At 70.9% G+C, this 15841-nt stretch carries 17 protein-coding genes; 3 read left to right on the top strand and 14 right to left on the bottom strand.

Features of this window, described 5'->3' with window-relative positions; translation table 11 throughout:
* Window positions 1–48: 48 nt before the first annotated feature.
* Entirely contained in the window at window positions 49–2574 is a 2526-nt protein-coding gene (locus ACPYN4_RS12625; RefSeq protein WP_424446559.1) for an ATP-dependent Clp protease ATP-binding subunit, read from the bottom strand.
* 308 nt (window positions 2575–2882) lie between these two features.
* On the opposite strand from ACPYN4_RS12625, the gene ACPYN4_RS12630 reads away from it, so the two are divergent.
* Window positions 2883–3647 (top strand): hypothetical protein, encoded by a 765-nt coding sequence (locus tag ACPYN4_RS12630; protein WP_239281135.1) that lies wholly within the window; start codon window positions 2883–2885, stop codon window positions 3645–3647.
* The gene (locus tag ACPYN4_RS12635) at window positions 3644–3874 is read left to right on the top strand and encodes a helix-turn-helix domain-containing protein (RefSeq protein ID WP_076691795.1); all 231 of its coding nucleotides are present in this window, start codon (window positions 3644–3646) and stop codon (window positions 3872–3874) included. Before ACPYN4_RS12630 ends, ACPYN4_RS12635 begins: the two co-directional genes overlap by 4 nt.
* 162 nt (window positions 3875–4036) lie before the next feature.
* Here ACPYN4_RS12635 and ACPYN4_RS12640 read toward each other — a convergent pair whose 3' ends face one another.
* The 3 genes from ACPYN4_RS12640 to ACPYN4_RS12650 all read right to left on the bottom strand — a co-directional run bounded on the left by ACPYN4_RS12640 (window position 4037) and on the right by ACPYN4_RS12650 (window position 6563).
* The gene (locus ACPYN4_RS12640) at window positions 4037–4750 is read right to left on the bottom strand and encodes a hypothetical protein (RefSeq protein WP_287271847.1); all 714 of its coding nucleotides are present in this window, start codon (window positions 4748–4750) and stop codon (window positions 4037–4039) included.
* Between the two features lie 81 nt (window positions 4751–4831).
* Complete coding sequence (gene cls / locus ACPYN4_RS12645; RefSeq protein WP_239281149.1) at window positions 4832–6250, bottom strand: cardiolipin synthase; 1419 nt, start codon at window positions 6248–6250, stop codon at window positions 4832–4834.
* Between the two features lie 121 nt (window positions 6251–6371).
* Entirely contained in the window at window positions 6372–6563 is a 192-nt protein-coding gene (locus tag ACPYN4_RS12650; protein ID WP_239281133.1) for a hypothetical protein, read from the bottom strand.
* A 115-nt stretch (window positions 6564–6678) separates the two neighbouring features.
* Between ACPYN4_RS12650 and ACPYN4_RS12655 the strand changes: the two genes are divergently transcribed.
* Window positions 6679–7809 (top strand): DUF4192 family protein, encoded by a 1131-nt coding sequence (locus ACPYN4_RS12655; protein ID WP_239281132.1) that lies wholly within the window; start codon window positions 6679–6681, stop codon window positions 7807–7809.
* Between the two features lie 19 nt (window positions 7810–7828).
* Here ACPYN4_RS12655 and ACPYN4_RS12660 read toward each other — a convergent pair whose 3' ends face one another.
* The 10 genes from ACPYN4_RS12660 to folE all read right to left on the bottom strand — a co-directional run bounded on the left by ACPYN4_RS12660 (window position 7829) and on the right by folE (window position 15837).
* Window positions 7829–8458 (bottom strand): LysE family transporter, encoded by a 630-nt coding sequence (locus ACPYN4_RS12660; protein WP_076691799.1) that lies wholly within the window; start codon window positions 8456–8458, stop codon window positions 7829–7831.
* A gap of 6 nt (window positions 8459–8464) precedes the next feature.
* Entirely contained in the window at window positions 8465–10000 is a 1536-nt protein-coding gene (gene lysS, locus ACPYN4_RS12665; protein WP_315550671.1) for a lysine--tRNA ligase, read from the bottom strand.
* 73 nt (window positions 10001–10073) lie between these two features.
* The gene (locus ACPYN4_RS12670; RefSeq protein ID WP_424446560.1) at window positions 10074–10766 is read right to left on the bottom strand and encodes a DUF2520 domain-containing protein; all 693 of its coding nucleotides are present in this window, start codon (window positions 10764–10766) and stop codon (window positions 10074–10076) included.
* Window positions 10763–12397, bottom strand: coding sequence for a PH domain-containing protein (locus ACPYN4_RS12675; protein ID WP_424446561.1), 1635 nt, complete (start codon window positions 12395–12397; stop codon window positions 10763–10765). The genes ACPYN4_RS12670 and ACPYN4_RS12675 overlap by 4 nt, the downstream gene beginning before the upstream one ends.
* Window positions 12394–13026 carry a PH domain-containing protein gene (locus ACPYN4_RS12680; protein WP_312677502.1) on the bottom strand — a complete coding sequence of 211 codons (633 nt, stop codon included), beginning with the start codon at window positions 13024–13026 and terminating at the stop codon, window positions 12394–12396. Before ACPYN4_RS12680 ends, ACPYN4_RS12675 begins: the two co-directional genes overlap by 4 nt.
* Window positions 12962–13465: a DUF3180 domain-containing protein gene (locus ACPYN4_RS12685; protein ID WP_076691803.1), complete on the bottom strand. Its 504-nt coding sequence runs from the start codon at window positions 13463–13465 to the stop codon at window positions 12962–12964. Before ACPYN4_RS12685 ends, ACPYN4_RS12680 begins: the two co-directional genes overlap by 65 nt.
* On the bottom strand, window positions 13462–14022 hold the full coding sequence (gene folK / locus ACPYN4_RS12690) for a 2-amino-4-hydroxy-6-hydroxymethyldihydropteridine diphosphokinase (RefSeq protein ID WP_239281126.1): 561 nt from the start codon (window positions 14020–14022) through the stop codon (window positions 13462–13464). The genes ACPYN4_RS12685 and folK overlap by 4 nt, the downstream gene beginning before the upstream one ends.
* A complete protein-coding gene (gene folB, locus ACPYN4_RS12695; RefSeq protein ID WP_076691805.1) occupies window positions 14019–14420 on the bottom strand; it encodes a dihydroneopterin aldolase in 402 nt (133 codons plus the stop codon). Before folB ends, folK begins: the two co-directional genes overlap by 4 nt.
* Before the next feature lie 3 nt (window positions 14421–14423).
* Window positions 14424–15233 carry a dihydropteroate synthase gene (gene folP, locus ACPYN4_RS12700; protein WP_315550687.1) on the bottom strand — a complete coding sequence of 270 codons (810 nt, stop codon included), beginning with the start codon at window positions 15231–15233 and terminating at the stop codon, window positions 14424–14426.
* 13 nt (window positions 15234–15246) lie between these two features.
* A complete protein-coding gene (gene folE, locus ACPYN4_RS12705; RefSeq protein ID WP_076691807.1) occupies window positions 15247–15837 on the bottom strand; it encodes a GTP cyclohydrolase I in 591 nt (196 codons plus the stop codon).
* Window positions 15838–15841 lie beyond the last annotated feature (4 nt).

Here is a 15841-nt window from a genome sequence, read left to right on the forward strand (position 1 = left end):
AGGGCGGATGCCGCAGCATCCGCCCTTCGGTGTGGTTCTCCGACCGGGTCAGCTCCCCGCGACGATGTCCGGCGTGGCCTCGATCGCCCCGGCGGCGCCGACGCCGACCGCGACCTTCTCGCCGCGCGGCCCGTGCTCGAACACGAACTTGCCGTTCTCGGCGTCGACCTTGACGTGGTCGCCGCTGTTCAGCTCGCCGTGCAGGATGCGCTCCGACAGCTGGTCCTCGACCTCGCGCTGCATGGCGCGGCGCAGGGGGCGGGCACCGAGCGTCGGGTCGAAGCCGATCTCGATGAGCTTGTCCTTCGCGGCATCCGTCAGCTCCACCGTCATGTCGCGGTCGAGCAGGCGCTCGCTGAGGCGCTTGGTGAACAGGCCCACGATCTGACGGAGCTCGTCCTTGTTCAGCTGCGGGAAGACGATGACGTCGTCGACGCGGTTGAGGAACTCGGGCTTGAAGTGACGCTTGAGCTCCTCGTCGACCTTGCCCTTCATCCGCTCGTACGTCGTCTGCGCGTTGCCCTCGACCTGGAACCCGACCGGGCCACCGGCGATCGCCTGCGAACCGAGGTTGGTCGTCATGATGATGACGGTGTTCTTGAAGTCGACGACGCGGCCCTGACCGTCGGTCAGACGACCCTCTTCGAGGATCTGCAGCAGCGAGTTGAAGATGTCGGGGTGGGCCTTCTCGATCTCGTCGAACAGCACGACCGAGAACGGCTTGCGGCGCACCTTCTCGGTGAGCTGGCCGCCCTCTTCGAAGCCGACGAACCCGGGAGGGGCACCGAACAGGCGCGAGACGGTGTGCTTCTCACCGAACTCGCTCATGTCGAGCGAGATCAGCGCCGACTCGTCGTCGAACAGGAACTCGGCGAGCGCCTTGGCCAGCTCGGTCTTTCCGACGCCCGTGGGGCCGGCGAAGATGAACGAACCGCTGGGACGCTTCGGGTCCTTCAGGCCCGCACGCTGGCGGCGGATCGTGCGGGACAGGGCCGCGATGGCCTCCTCCTGCCCGATGACGCGCTGGTGCAGCGCCTTCTCCATGAAGACGAGACGACTGGTCTCCTCCTCGGTGAGCTTGAAGACGGGGATGCCGGTGGCCTGGGCGAGCACCTCGGCGATCAGGCCCTCGTCGACGACCGCGTGGCTCGCGACGTCACCCGAGCGCCACTGCTTCTCGAGGCGCAGGCGCTCGGCGAGCAGTGACTTCTCCTCGTCGCGCAGCGACGCGGCCTTCTCGAAGTCCTGCTCCTCGCTGGCGAGCTCCTTGTCCTCGCGGACCTTGGCGATCTTCTCGTCGAACTCGCGCAGCTCCGGCGGGCTCGAGAGGATCGACAGGCGCAGGCGAGCGCCGGCCTCGTCGATCAGGTCGATCGCCTTGTCGGGCAGGAACCGGTCGCTGATGTAGCGGTCGGCGAGGTTCGCCGCCGCGACGATCGCACCGTCGGTGATCTGCACCTTGTGGTGCGCCTCGTAGCGGTCGCGCAGCCCCTTCAGGATGTTGATCGCGTGGGGCAGGCTCGGCTCGGCGACCTGGATCGGCTGGAAGCGGCGCTCCAGCGCAGCATCCTTCTCGAAGTGCTTGCGGTACTCGTCGAGGGTCGTGGCGCCGATCGTCTGCAGCTCGCCACGCGCGAGGAGGGGCTTCAGAATGGATGCCGCGTCGATCGCGCCCTCGGCGGCACCGGCGCCCACGAGCGTGTGGATCTCGTCGATGAAGACGATGATGTCACCTCGGGTGCGGATCTCCTTGGTGACCTTCTTCAGGCGCTCCTCGAAGTCACCGCGGTAGCGGGACCCGGCGATGAGCGAGCCGAGGTCGAGCGAGTAGACCTGCTTGTCCTTCAGTGTCTCGGGGACGTCGTTCTTGACGATCGCCTGCGCGAGGCCCTCGACGACAGCGGTCTTGCCGACGCCGGGCTCGCCGATGAGGACGGGGTTGTTCTTGGAGCGGCGCGACAGGATCTGCATGACGCGCTCGATCTCCTTCTCGCGCCCGATGACGGGGTCGAGCTTGTTTTCGCGCGCGGCCTGGGTGAGGTTGCGGCCGAACTGGTCGAGCACGGCGGAGCCACCCTGGGCGGACTGCGCGTTCTGCTCGCCGGCTCCGGTGGCGACCCCCGCGGGCTCTTTGCCCTGGTAGCCCGACAGGAGCTGGATGACCTGCTGGCGGACCTTGTTGAGGTCGGCGCCGAGCTTGACGAGCACCTGGGCGGCGACACCCTCGCCCTCGCGGATCAGGCCGAGCAGGATGTGCTCGGTGCCGATGTAGTTGTGGCCGAGCTGCAGCGCTTCGCGCAGCGACAGCTCGAGCACCTTCTTGGCGCGCGGCGTGAAGGGGATGTGCCCGGTCGGCTGCTGCTGGCCCTGACCGATGATGTCCTGGACCTGCTCGCGGACGGCATCGAGCGAGATGCCGAGCGACTCCAGCGCCTTGGCGGCGACACCCTCGCCCTCGTGGATGAGACCGAGCAGGATGTGCTCGGTGCCGATGTAGTTGTGGTTGAGCATCTTCGCCTCTTCTTGGGCGAGCACAACCACGCGACGGGCACGGTCCGTGAATCTCTCGAACATCGTCAGCTCCTCACGGCGCCGAGTCTTCTGGCGCCTACGTAGAGGCTAACGAGCCGCGGATGCCGGTATGCCCGTGTTCGCCGTCGGCGTGATGGATGGGGTGGCGTCGGCGCGCAGCGCCCCTCCCCGCCGCGGACACCGTCATTCCTCGTCCGAAAGCAGGCTGGATCGATACGTTCGCGCTCCAACGGACCCGAAACGGGCGATCGAGCCTGCTTTCGGAACGCGCGCCGGCGCCAACGTTGACAACCAGCCGGCGGAATACATATCGTTTGTCGATAACAACGATTCTCGATATGGAGGATGTCGTGAGCATCGGAACCCAGAACCTCGGCGAGGGCCTGCTGTGGATCGGCGTCTTTGTCGCCGTGGTCGCCGTGCTGTGCGCCGTGACCGTATGGATCGCACGCCGCCGCGGCAGCACGACAGTGGCGCTGGATGCCGCGAGTTCGGTCGCACAGGGATGGCTCTTCCTCATGGCGCTCGGCCTCGGGCTCACGATCTGGCAGTGGTTCACACAGACCGAGATCTCGGTCTCGGGGATGCCCGTGGCGCTTGCGAACTGGCCGGGCATCGGCACCCCCGGATGCGACGACCCCGGCGGCGACACACCCGTCCTCCTGTGCGCCACGGCCGACTCGGTCGACGCGACGGTCGCGCACCTGACGCTCGGCACGCGCGTCGTGATGGCGCTCGGGCAGCTGCTCGGGGTCTTGCTGATGGCGCTTCCCGCCGTCCTGATCGTGGTGCTGGTGGGGCAGGCGCGGAAGGGCTCGCCGTTCAGCCGCGTCGCCGCACGGTCGTTCGCGTGGGCGGCGGTCGGCATCCTCGTGCTCGGGACGGTCACTGACCTCGTCGTCGGCATCGGGCGCACCCTCGCGGCGTTCGAGGTGCTTCCTGCTCCCGAAGAGGGTGGCAAACTGACGACACAGGGCATCTTCTATCTGACCGTTCCGCTGTGGCCGGCCGCGGTCGCGCTCGCCCTCGCAGCCCTCGCTGTCGTGTTCCGCTACGGCTCTGCCCTGCAACACCAGACCGAGGCGCTGCAGCGCGAGACCGAGGGGCTCGTGTGACGCCTGCCGAAGAGGACGAAGCCACCGGCATCCACTGTCGGCTCGATGAACTGCTCGCCGAACGCGGGATGACGCTCGCACGGCTGTCGGAGCTCGTCGGGGTCTCGGTCGTGAACCTCTCGATCCTCAAGAACGACCGGGCGCGGGCGATCCGCTACTCGACGTTGTCGGCGATCTGCCGGGTGCTCGACTGCGAGGTCGGCGAGCTGCTCGTGCGGGCCGACTGACGACGGGTGGGCCGGCGGGATCCACCTGCGAGGGATCGCGGGCGACACGCCGCTGATCACCGCCCTGATGCGGCGTGTTGGCGCGAATCCCTTGCAGTTGCGTGAGGCAGCCGCGTCAGGCAGTCGCCAGCAGGACCGCCTGCACCCGAAGGATGCCGCGGGTCAGTCCCCGGCGATGGGGATGGTGACGGGGGTCGCGAACTCGGCACCGCCACCGGTGAGGGTCACCGTCGCGTTGTCGTCGTCGACCCCGTCGACCTGCGCGAGGGTCACGCGCGGGGCCATGTCCATCGTGCAGACCTGGTCGGCGGCCGGCTCGGCGAAGACCACCGTTGCGCTCGACGCCGTGTCTGCCGCGACCGACTCCACGACCGGCAGGCACGAGGACGAACCCCAGGTGAGGATCGCGAACTGCTCGTCGTCGATCCAGCCTGCCGACGGCGAGAACTCCGCCACTGCGGCACCGGAGTAGGCGTCGAGGTCGGTGTCGCCGCGGGCCTCGCCGTAGGTCACGACGAGGTCGAGCTCGGCACCGGCGTTCACCCCGTCGGGGAGCGCCACCAGCGACGCGCGCGGCACGTAGTCGCGCGTGCACGCGACGTTGCCGGCCGGGTCCTCGAGCGTCACCGCGACCGACCCGTCGGCCTGCAGGGTGACGTCCGTCGCGGTCGGGACGCAGGTCGACGATCCCTGGGTCACGAGGGCGACCATGCGACCGCCGTCGAGCCACCCGGCATCCACCTCGAGCTCACCACCGACCACCGGCGCACCGGATCCCGACGAGGAGGGCGTGGCCGGCGACGACGCACAGCCGGCGAGCGCGAGCGCTCCGGCACCGATGAGGGCGAACAGGGCGAGGGTGCGACGGGTGCTCATGATGCCCATCCTGCCCCGATGCCCTGGAAAGGTCCCGCGGAACCGATCACGCGCCGATAGCGAATCGCTGCTGCGGACCAGTCACTGCAGCGCAGAGGTGAGCCGCGCCAGGTTGTCGAGCACCGTCGAGCGCAGCGGCTGCTGCATCCATTCCTCGAGGGTCAGTTCACGGCTGAGCGCGCGGTAGTGATCCTCGACGGAGCGCAGCTGCGAGACGAACTCCTCGCCGCGCACGAGCAGCGAGATCTCGAGGTTGAGACCGAAGCTGCGCATGTCCATGTTGCTCGAACCGATGACGGCGACCTCGTCATCGATCGACATCGACTTGGAGTGCAGGATGAACGGCCGCTTGTACATCCAGATCTTCACGCCCGAGCGCAGCAGAGCCTCGTAATAGCTGCGCTGCGCGTGGTAGACCATCGCCTGATCGCCCTCTTCCGAGACGAACAGCTCGACGTGCACGCCACGCTGACACGCCGTCTGGATCGCCAGCAGCAGCCCCTCGTCGGGCACGAAGTACGGCGAGACGATGATGATCTTCTCGCGCGCGGCGAACAGCAGCGTCATGAACAGCTTCAGGTTGTTCTGGAACTCGAACCCGGGGCCGGACGGGATGACCTGGCAGTCGAGGTCGCCCGTGCCGGTGCGCACGTCGAACAGCTCGATGCCCTCGATCACCTCGTCGGTCTCGCTGTACCAGTCGCTGAGGAACACCGCGTTGACGGATGCCACGACGGGGCCGTCCAGGCGCGCCATCATGTCCACCCAGTGCAGTCCCCGCTTGATGTTCTTGCGCAGGTTGTACGTCGAATCGGTGACGTTCTGCGACCCGGTGAACGCGACGTGGCCGTCGACCACGAGGAGCTTGCGGTGGTTGCGCAGGTCGGGGCGCTGGTACTTGCCCTTGAGCGGCTGCACCGGCAGCATCAGGTGCCACTGGGCGCCCATCGCGTCGAGGCGCCGGCAGGTGTGCTTGTAGAACGGCTTGCTGCGGTTGGCCCAGTGGTCCAGCAGCACGCGCACCGTGACCCCACGGGCGGCGACCTCCTCGAGCGCACGGAAGAAGTCGTCGGTGGTCGCGTCGGCCTGCAGGATGTAGAACTCGACGTGGACGTAGCGCTGGGCCTGTCGGATGGCGTGCGCCATGGCGGCGAGGCTGCCCTCGTAGTCGGCGATGAGCTTCGCGTCGTTCTCGCCCGACAGCGGCATGGCGCCGAGGTTGCGGTTCAGGCGCACGAGCTGCACGAACCACACGGGCGGGTTCGGTCGCAGCGTGCCGAGGTCGAGTCCGTGGCTGGTGCGGCGGATGTAGTCGTTCAGCTGCTGCTGCTTCTTGCGGCGCACCCGCGGCAGGCGCGGGTTGCCGATCATCACGAACAGGAGGACGCCGATGATGGGGATGAAGTAGATCGCAAGCAACCAGGCCATCGCCGCCGTGGGGCGCCGATTGCGGGGGATGACGATGACCGCGAGGACGCGGATCGTGATGTCGACGATCATGACGAGGACGACCCACCAGGTCCACGTCCAGTCGACGGTGATGTTCAGCACCCGCACTCCTCAGCCCGGGCGCGCACGTCGCCCCGGGTTCAGCGTACCCAGTGCCGCCGACGCGGCGACCTCAGACTGTGGTGTCGGTGCCCGCCGCTGACGCCGGACGGCGCTTGGCGCGCTCCTCGGCCTCGATCCGCGCGTACACGCGGCGCTCGGTGCGGTCCATGCGCAGGATCGAGCGCAACACGAACACGAACAGACCCAGCACGACGACGGTCGGCAAGAGCGACCACGCGGCAGCGGTCCAGAACGCATCCATGCCTCCATGGTACGCGCGGTTCATCGCCCTCTCCCCAGGCGGCCGGTTCGACGACTTGTACACCGTTCGGCCTTCCCGGCCCCCATCGCCCGGCCGACGCGAGCAGGATCTCGCCATGCCGACCATCGTGAGAGCCGCCGACGCGGCCCAGTTCCTGTCCCTCGTCCCGCACCTGCTCGGGTTCGTCCCGTCACGCAGCCTTGTCGTCGTGCCGATGTGCCGCGGACGCAGCCTCGGCGCGATGCGCGTCGATCTCCCCGCCGACCCGGCCGGCGCAGCCTCCGACGCGGTCGCCGCGACCGTCGTCGGGATGGCGTGCCGCATCGCGGATGCCGACGGCGCGATGGTGGTGGTGTACACGGATGCCGCGGTCACCGGCATCCTGCCCCATCGCGCGCTCGTTCAGTCGCTGTGCGACCGCGCCGACGCCTGCGGGCTGCCGATCGCCGATGCCCTCGTCGTCGCGGCGGACGGGTGGGGGTCCTACCTCGACCGGCACCTCGCACCCGGCGGCCGCCCGCTGACGGAGCTCGTCACGCACGACGGACCGGGCGGCACCGCCGCACCGGTCGGTGATCAGGCGAGCGGCGCGGCGCTGCCGAAGCCGGACGGCGCCGCACGTGCGGCGGTCGCGCAGGCGGCGCGCGCTCTCGACGCGGCGCTGACGGCGATCTGCGGGATCGCGCCGTCCGCGGCGGCGAGTCGATCCGCGTCGCCGCGCATCGACCCGGCGGCGCTGGAGGCGGCGTGCGAGCTGGACGACCTGCCCTCGCTGTTCGAGCAGGCGCTGGAGTGGAACCCGGTGTCGCTCGCGCCGATGCGCGCCGCGATGATCGGCTGGTGCCTGGGCCGGCCCGCCCTGCGGGATGTCGCGCTGGTGCAGTGGGCGAGCGACCAGGCGGGCGGCGATGTCGCGATGGACGCGCAGCGCAAGTGGGAGGACGGCGCGGAGTATCCGTCGGATCTCGCCTCGGTGATGTGGGGTGAGGGGCGGCGTCCTGACCCGCAGCGCCTGGAGGGGGCGCTGGAGCTCGCCCGCGTGGTCGCGGCGCTGCTGCCCAAGGCCCGGCGCGCCGGCGCGCTGGCGGTGTGCGGCTGGCTGGCGTGGGCGCTCGGTCGCTCCACCCACGCCGACCGCTATGCGGCGCAGGCGCTGCGCATCGAGCGCCGCCACGGACTCGCCGAGATCGTGCGGTCGTTCGTCGCGGCCGGGCACCTGCCGGACTGGGCATTCCGGCCCGAGTGAGACCGAGCGGCGACCGCCGTCAGTGGATGAAGGCGAGGAGGAGCGCGACCCCGACGAACAGACTCCCGAACACGCGATCGACCACGCGCTGCCCGCGCGGCGTGCGCGTGAAGCGACGGAATCCATGCGCCGCGACGGCGAAGAAGCCCCACATGACGGCGATGTCGACGGCCACGACGGTGACGACGACGGTCGCGTACTGGGGCAGCAGCGGCTGACCCGGGCGGATGAACTGCGGGAGGAACGCGAGGAAGAAGACGATCGCCTTCGGGTTGAGGAGGTTGACCCAGAATCCGCGCCGGAACATCGACCAGCGCGACTCGGCCGGGGCGGGTGCGTCGCCGGCATCCGCCACCGCCACGACGGGACGGCGCAGCAACAGGCGCAGACCGAGGTAGGCCAGATACGCCGCGCCGGCGTACCGGATGATGGCGAACAGCAGCGGCGATGAGGCCACGAGCACGCCGACGCCGAGCGCGACGACGGCGATCAGCACGACGAGCGCGGCCTGCTGCCCCAGAATCCCCCAGATCGCGCGGCGGAACCCGTGCGTCAGGGCGTTGCCCATCGTGTTGATGGCACCGGCGCCCGGCGTGAAGCTGATGACGACGCACGCCAGCACCAGCGTGAGCCAGAGCGAGAACGCCACCCGCGGCTATTTCACGAGGGGGAAGAGGATGGTCTCCCGAATGCCGAGGCCCGTGATCGCCATGAGCAGCCGGTCGATGCCCATCCCCATGCCACCCGTGGGCGGCATGCCGTGCTCGAGCGCGCGCAGGAACTCCTCGTCCACGCGCATGGCCTCGTCGTCGCCGCGCGCGGCGAGCTTCGCCTGCTCGACGAACCGCTCCCGCTGGATCACCGGGTCGACGAGTTCGGAGTAGCCGGTGGCGAGCTCGAAGCCGCGGACGTAGAGGTCCCACTTCTCCACGACGCCCGGGATCGAGCGGTGCTCACGGACGAGCGGGCTGGTGTCGACGGGGAAGTCCATGACGAACGTAGGGCGCTCGAGCCCGTCCTTGACGAAGTGCTCCCACAGCTCTTCGACGTATTTGCCGTGCGTCGCGACCTTCTCGGGGACCTCTACGCCGACCTCGGCGGCGAGCGCGCGCAGCTCGTCGATCGACGTCTCCGGCGTGATGGTGCGACCGGATGCCGCGGACAGCGAGTCGTACATCGAGATGCGGTCCCACTCGCCGCCGAGGTCGAACTCGGCGCCGTCGGCCCATGTGACGGTGGTCGACCCGGCGACGGCGACGGCGGCCTGCTGGATGAGTTCCTGCGTGAGGTCGGCGATGCCGTTGTAGTCGGAGTACGCCTGGTAGGCCTCCAGCATCGCGAACTCGGGGCTGTGGGTGGAGTCGGCGCCCTCGTTGCGGAAGTTGCGGTTGATCTCGAAGACCCGGTCGATGCCGCCCACGACGGCGCGCTTGAGGAACAGCTCGGGCGCGATACGGAGGTAGAGGTCGGCGTCGAAGGCGTTGGAGTGCGTCACGAACGGCCGCGCCGCCGCGCCGCCGTGCTGCACCTGCAGCATGGGCGTCTCGACCTCGAGGAAGCCGTGCGCGGCGAAGGTCTGCCGGAGGCTCGCGTTGACCTTGGCGCGGGCGATCACGGTGTCGCGAGCCTGGTCGCGGGCGATGAGGTCGAGGAAGCGCGAGCGGACCCGGCTCTCCTCGCTGAGCTCGGTGTAGAGGTTCGGCAGCGGCAGCAGCGCCTTCGACGCGATGGCCCAGTCGGTGACCATGATCGACAGCTCGCCGCGGCGGCTGGAGATGACCTGGCCGGTGATCGAGACGTGGTCGCCGAGGTCCACGAGGTCCTTCCACGCCTGCAGCGACTCCTCACCGACCTCGGCGAGGGACACCATGGCCTGGATGCGGTTGCCGTCGCCCGCCTGCAGCGATGCGAAGCAGAGCTTGCCGGTGTTGCGGCTGAAGACGACGCGTCCCGCGACGGAGGCGGTGACACCCGTCTCGGCGCCCGGTTCCAGCTCCGCGTAGCGGGTGCGCAGTTCGGCGATCGTGTCGGTCACGGGGACCGCGACGGGATAGGCGCCACCGGCGGCATCCGCCCTCTCGGCCAACAGCCGTTCGCGCTTGGCCAGCCGCACGGCCTTCTGCTCGTGCACGTCCTCGACGGCGAGGTCGCCCGCCTGTTCGCTGGACACTGCTGACGTGGTCTCGCTCATGGTGACGGGGGCTCCTCGGAATCGACGTTCGATTCTACCGAGCGGGCCTGCACGCCCCTCACGCTCCGCCGAGTTAGACGTCGGGGACGGGCGGGGCGCCGTCCTGCAGCGCGCGGTCCACGGCGGAGTGGATGAGCGCGGAGAGGTATCGCCCCGGCTCCTCTACTCCGGCCTGACGCAGTAGCGCGGTGGACTGGCGGACGATGGATGCCGAGAACTCGGCCGCCGTGGCGATGGCTTCGCCGTAGGCGGGGCGGTCGGCCTCGGCGATCACGACGGGCTCGCATCCGAGTTCGACGGCGAGCGCCTGGGCGATCGGCAGCACGGCTGGCGGCGCGGTGACCGCGGCGAAGGCGTCGTGCAGCTGACGCAGATCGATGCTCGTTCCCGTGAAGGTCACCGCGGGGTGCACCGCCAGCGGAATCGCCCCTCGCCGCGCCGCCGGCGCGAGGACGTCCGTCCCCCACGACGGGTCGGTGTGCAGCACCAGCTGACCGGTCTGCCACTGGTCGAGTTCGGCGAGGCCCGCCACGAGCCCCGGCAGCTCGTCATGCGGCACCGCGATGACGACCAGCTCGCTGCGCCGGACGATCTCGTCCGCGTCGAGCACCGGCACCCCGGGCAGGATCGCCGCGACCCGCTCCGGGTCGGATCCGGCCGTGATGCCCAGCAGGGCGTGGCCCGCGCCCGCGAGCGCCGCACCGATCACGGGTCCCACGCGTCCCGCGCCGATGACCCCGACCCCGAGCCGGCTCGCCCCGCTCATGCGCCCGCTCCGGAGTCCACGGCATCCGCTCCACCCGCAACCCCCGCAACCCCCGCAGCCGCCGCATCCGCGCCGACCTCCACCTCCGCGTCCCAGCGGTGCGAGCGGTCGCCGGCCGCGGCGGCCACGGCATCCTTCGCCACCTGCTGCCACACCGCGTACGCGTCGTCGCGGTCGACGATCCCGAGCGTGCCCGAGACCTGGCCCAGCACCGTGTGGCCGGTGAGGTTCGCGACCCGCAGCGCGCGATCGACCGGCCCCTGCGAGATCCGCACCGACTGCAGTCGCGCGAGCGGCAGGATGACCAGCGACCGCCAGAACACGCCGTGACGCAGCAGCAGCGCGTCGGGGGTGAGCAGGAACCCGTTGCGCCGCCACGACAGCGGCCGCAGCCAGCGCGCGCGTCGCGGCGTCGTGGTGTACGGGTCGCCCGCCGCCGGCCCCAGCAGTCCGTTGGTCACGAGCTCCTGCCACTGCTCGGGCGAGATCCCCGGCAGGAACAGACGCAGCACCCGCTCCACATCGGCCTGCGTGCCGACGGGCAGCACCTCGGCGAACTGCTGCGACTGCGTGTCGGTCGCCGACCGTCCCGACAGCCGGTTGACGCGGATCGACCACCATCCGAAGCCGCGCCACATCACCGGCTGACGGATCTCGAACGCGTGCACACGGCCCGGCGGCAACGTCTCGGTGATCGTCGTGAACAGGCCGAACGTGATGCGCACGCCCGACGAGGTCGGGGCGATCGAGTACCGCAGCGACCGCGTGATCGAGCGGAACCAGTACGCACCGAAACCGATGATGGTCGGGACGATGGTGAAGAGCACCCAGGGCGTTCCGACGACCGCGCCGACGATGACGATCGTGATCAACACGAGCAGTCCGATCGTGGCGCCCGACAGCAGGTGCGAGGCGATCAGCCGCCCCGGCGGGATGTGCACGACGGATGCCGGCTCTTCGACCGGCTGCTCGGCGCCGTCGATCAGCCCGGTGAGGCCCGCGGTCACGGCCGCAGCGGCGGCACGCGTGCGCGGCAGCGCGCCGGACTCGTGCGCGGCCTGGGCCTGGGCGAGCTGGCGGCCCGAGGCGAGGCGCAGGATGTCGGCGCGCACCGCCTCGGCGTTGGGCGTGGAGAGGTACTCGAGCTTGACGTTCGCGTCGAGGCCCGCCCCGACGACCTCGAGCTTGGCCGCGCCGAGCAGTCGCGCGATCATCGGGCGGGTGAGGTTGACGCCCTGCACACGATCCAGCGGAGCCCGGCGATACGTGCGGAACAGGATGCCGGTGCGCACCTCCACGTCGTCACCGGTGATGCGGAACGTGTGGAATCGCCACGAGACGTAGAACCAGCCGAGCAGCAGCGCGAGCACCGCGAGGATCACGAGCCCCGCCACGACGATCAGGTTGTTGGACACGACGTAGTCCACCGGATCGCCCTCGTACTGCTCGAAGTCGCTGAAGCCGGGGATGACCCACCCGATCACCCGGTCGCGCAGGTTCGCGATGACGATGCCGATCACGACGACGAGGAACAGTCCCCCGCGCAGCACCGGGGTGAGCGGGTGCAGGCGATGCCATTCGCCGTCGCTGAGCGGCGAGCGGACGTCGGCGACGGCCGACGGGTCGGTCACAGCCCGGTCCGTCGGGTCTCGGCCACCGCGATGAGCGTGTCGCGCAGCTGTTCGGCCGCGGCCTGGGTGAGGCCCGGGATGGTGACGCCGGTCGCGGCGGCGGCGGTGACGAGCTTGAGCTGCGCGATCCCGAACCCGCGATCCAGCGGGCCGTGCGTGATGTCGACCAGCTGCATGCGGCCGTACGGGACGGCGACCATGCGCTGCCAGAGGATGCCGCGGCGGAAGACCAGGTCGTCCTCGCGCAGCTGGTAGCCGATCGAGCGCGCCTGACGCGGCAGGATCGCGAGCGTCCACAGCGTGATGACGGCGACGACGCCGGCGGGGATCCACACCCACGGCTGATGCAGCACGAGGCCGACGACGAGCGCAACGGCGACGATCAGCGCGAGGAAGGCGACCGTCGAGATGAGCTGGACGATGACGTAGTTGCGCGAGATCTGGTGCCAGACCCCGTCGCCGAGCGGCAGACGTCCCGCACCGCGCGGCTCGAGGATCGTGTCGTACGTCCCGGCATCCAGCGCCGTCGCGGCGCCCGCGGCGTCGGGCGCCGTCTCCGGCGCGTCAGTCGTGGTGGGAGAGGCCGAGTCCGGGCTCGGGGGGTGAGGGAGGTCCGGGCTGGTCGTCATCGTCGTCCTTCCGAATGGTGCACAGGTGCTCGGCATAGAGCCCGGCGGCCACGAGCACGAGGCCGCCGACGATCGCCGCGATCACGGCACCCGTCGAGCCTAACGAGGGGGCGACCGGCCGCGTCAGCAGGAACGCCAGCAGCCCGCCGGCGACACCCGCGACGATGCCGCCGACGATGCTCGAGGCCTTCGCGAGCATCGCGACGCGCACGGCGCGGAACGGGTCGAGCGGTCGCGTGTGGGTGCCGACGATGGCGCGGCGGATCGGCAGGGCGAACAGCACGAGGGCGACGCCGAGCAGCACGAGGAGCACCGGCAGCAGCAGCGACGGCGTGAACGTCGGCCGGCCGACCGCGGTGAGCAGCTGGTCGATGCCGAAGCCGACGATGACCCCGATCGCGACGGCGGCGATCAGGACCCCCGCACCCGTGCGCTTCACGAGGACCTCGGTTCGTCGTGACCGGCCAGGCGCGCGCGCAGGTCGGCGACCCGTCCGGCGCCGGGGAGCACCGCGTCGGGGTCGACCCGCAGCCACGGCTCCAGCACGAAGTCGCGCTCCGCCGCGCGGGGGTGCGGCAGGGTCAGCGCGGGATCGTCGGAGCGGACGTCGCCGTAGGCGATGAGGTCGAGGTCGAGGGTGCGGTCCTGCCAGCGCGCATCGCCGGCGCGGCGCGGCGGACGGCCGTGGCGCTCCTCGATCGCGTGGAGGAACGACAGGAGCACCGACGGCGCGAGCCGCGTCGTGACGAGAGCGACGGTGTTGAGGTAGGCGGGCGCGGCGGCATCCGGCCCCGACGGCGTGAGGGCGACCGTCTCGATCGGCTCGGCGACGCGGATGCCGGTGGTCAGCGGCATCCGCGCGAGGTCGGCGACGGCGGCGTCGAGCGTGGCGGCCCGGTCGCCGAGGTTCGCGCCCAGCGCGACGACGGCGACGGTCTCGACGGGGGCGGATGCCGGGGCGACGCCGTGGTAACCCTGCGCGAGGCGGCGGCTCACCGGGCAGCCCCGATCGGAGCGGACGGCGCCGCGGGCCGCGCGCGGCGGATCGTGACGGACACGTCGCCGAACGGCACCGGGATGGGCGCCTGGGGCTTGTGGACGGTGACGGTGACCATGCGCACGATGTCGCGGCTCAGCAGCTCGTCGGCGATGCGCTGGGCGAGGGTCTCGAGGAGGTTGACGGGCGCGCCCGAGACGATGGCCGCGATCCGCTCGGCCGCCTCGCCGTAGTGGATCGTGTCGGCCACGTCGTCGGTCTCGGCAGCGCGCGTCGTGCTGAGGTGCAGCGTCGCGTCGACGGTGAACTCCTGCCCCTGCCGACGCTCCTCGTCGTAGACGCCGTGGTACCCGAAGGCCCGCACCCCCGTCAGCGTGATCTCATCGGCGGCATCCATCGCTCACTCCCCTCCCTCTCGCCAGGCGCGGGCGATCCGCAGCGCGTCGCGGGTCGCGGCGACATCGTGCACGCGCACCGCCCACGCCCCGGCCTGCGCCGCGAGCACGCTCGTCACGGCGGTCGCGAGGTCGCGCCGCTCGCGCGGCACCGCGGCGGGGTCGGAGTCGAGAGCCTCCGCGAGGAAGCGCTTGCGGCTCGTGCCGACGAGCACCCGCGGCCCGAGCGCGACGATGCGGTCGAGGCCGCGCAGCGCCTGCCAGTTCTGGGGGCTGCGTTTGCCGAAGCCGATGCCCGGATCGAGGATCACCCGGTCGGGTGAGATCCCGGCGGCGGCCGCCGCGCGGATCCGATCGCCGAGCTCGACGGTGAGATCTCGCGCGACGTCGCCGTAGTCGGCATCGGCGTACATGTCGGCGGAGTGCCCGCGCCAGTGCTGCAGCACGACGTCGGCACCGGATGCCGCGACCACCGGCAGCATGTCGGCGTCGGCGAGTCCGCCTGACACGTCGTTGACGATGCGTGCGCCCGCGTCGACCGCCGCGCGGGCGGTGGCGGCGTTCATCGTGTCGATGCTGACCACGGCGCCGTCGGCGGCGAGCGCGGCGACCACCGGGAGCACCCGCGCGCGCTCGATGTCGGGGTCGACGCGCGCCGCGCCCGGGCGCGTGGACTCCCCGCCGACGTCGAGGAGGTCGGCCCCCGCGGCGCGCAGCGCGCGGCCGTGGGCGACGGCGGCATCCGCGTCGAGGTAGCGTCCGCCGTCGCTGAACGAGTCGGGGGTGACGTTGACGATGCCCATGATGAGCGTCACGGTCGCACCGCCGTCACGACCCGGCTCCGGTCAGGAGCATCATGATCTCGGCGCGGGCGGCGGGTTCGGCCAGGTCGCCGCGTGCGGCGATCGTGACGGTCGCGGCATCCGGCTGACGTCCGCCTCGCATCGTGACGCACTCGTGGTGGGCGCTGAGCACCACGAGCACCCCGCGCGCGTCGAGGGCACCGGCGATCGTGTCGGCGACCTGCTCGCCGAGGCGCTCCTGCACCTGCGGGCGGGATGCGAGGGTGTCGACCACCTTCGGCAGCGCGCCGAGCCCGACGACCTGTTCACCCGGGAGGTACGCGATGTGCGCCCGGCCCGCGAACGGCAGCAGGTGGTGCTCGCACACCGAGCGGAAGCGGATGTCGCGCAGCAGCACCGCGCCGGAGGGCAGCGTGTCCGGCGCCGGCCCGCGGGAGACGGAGATCGTGTGCGCGAGTGGGGCCGCGGCATCCTCCCCCACCCCCGCGAAGAACTCCGCGTACGCGTCCGCGACGCGCTGCGGGGTCGCCTTCAGCCCCGGACGATCGGGGTCCTCCCCGATCGCCGCGAGGATGTCGCGCACGGCTGCGGCGACGCGGTCTCGATCGACGGCCACGTCT

The sequence above is a fragment of the Microbacterium sp. CH-015 genome, assembly GCF_049707015.1.
In the GTDB taxonomy this organism is placed as follows: Bacteria; Actinomycetota; Actinomycetes; order Actinomycetales; family Microbacteriaceae; genus Microbacterium; species Microbacterium aurum.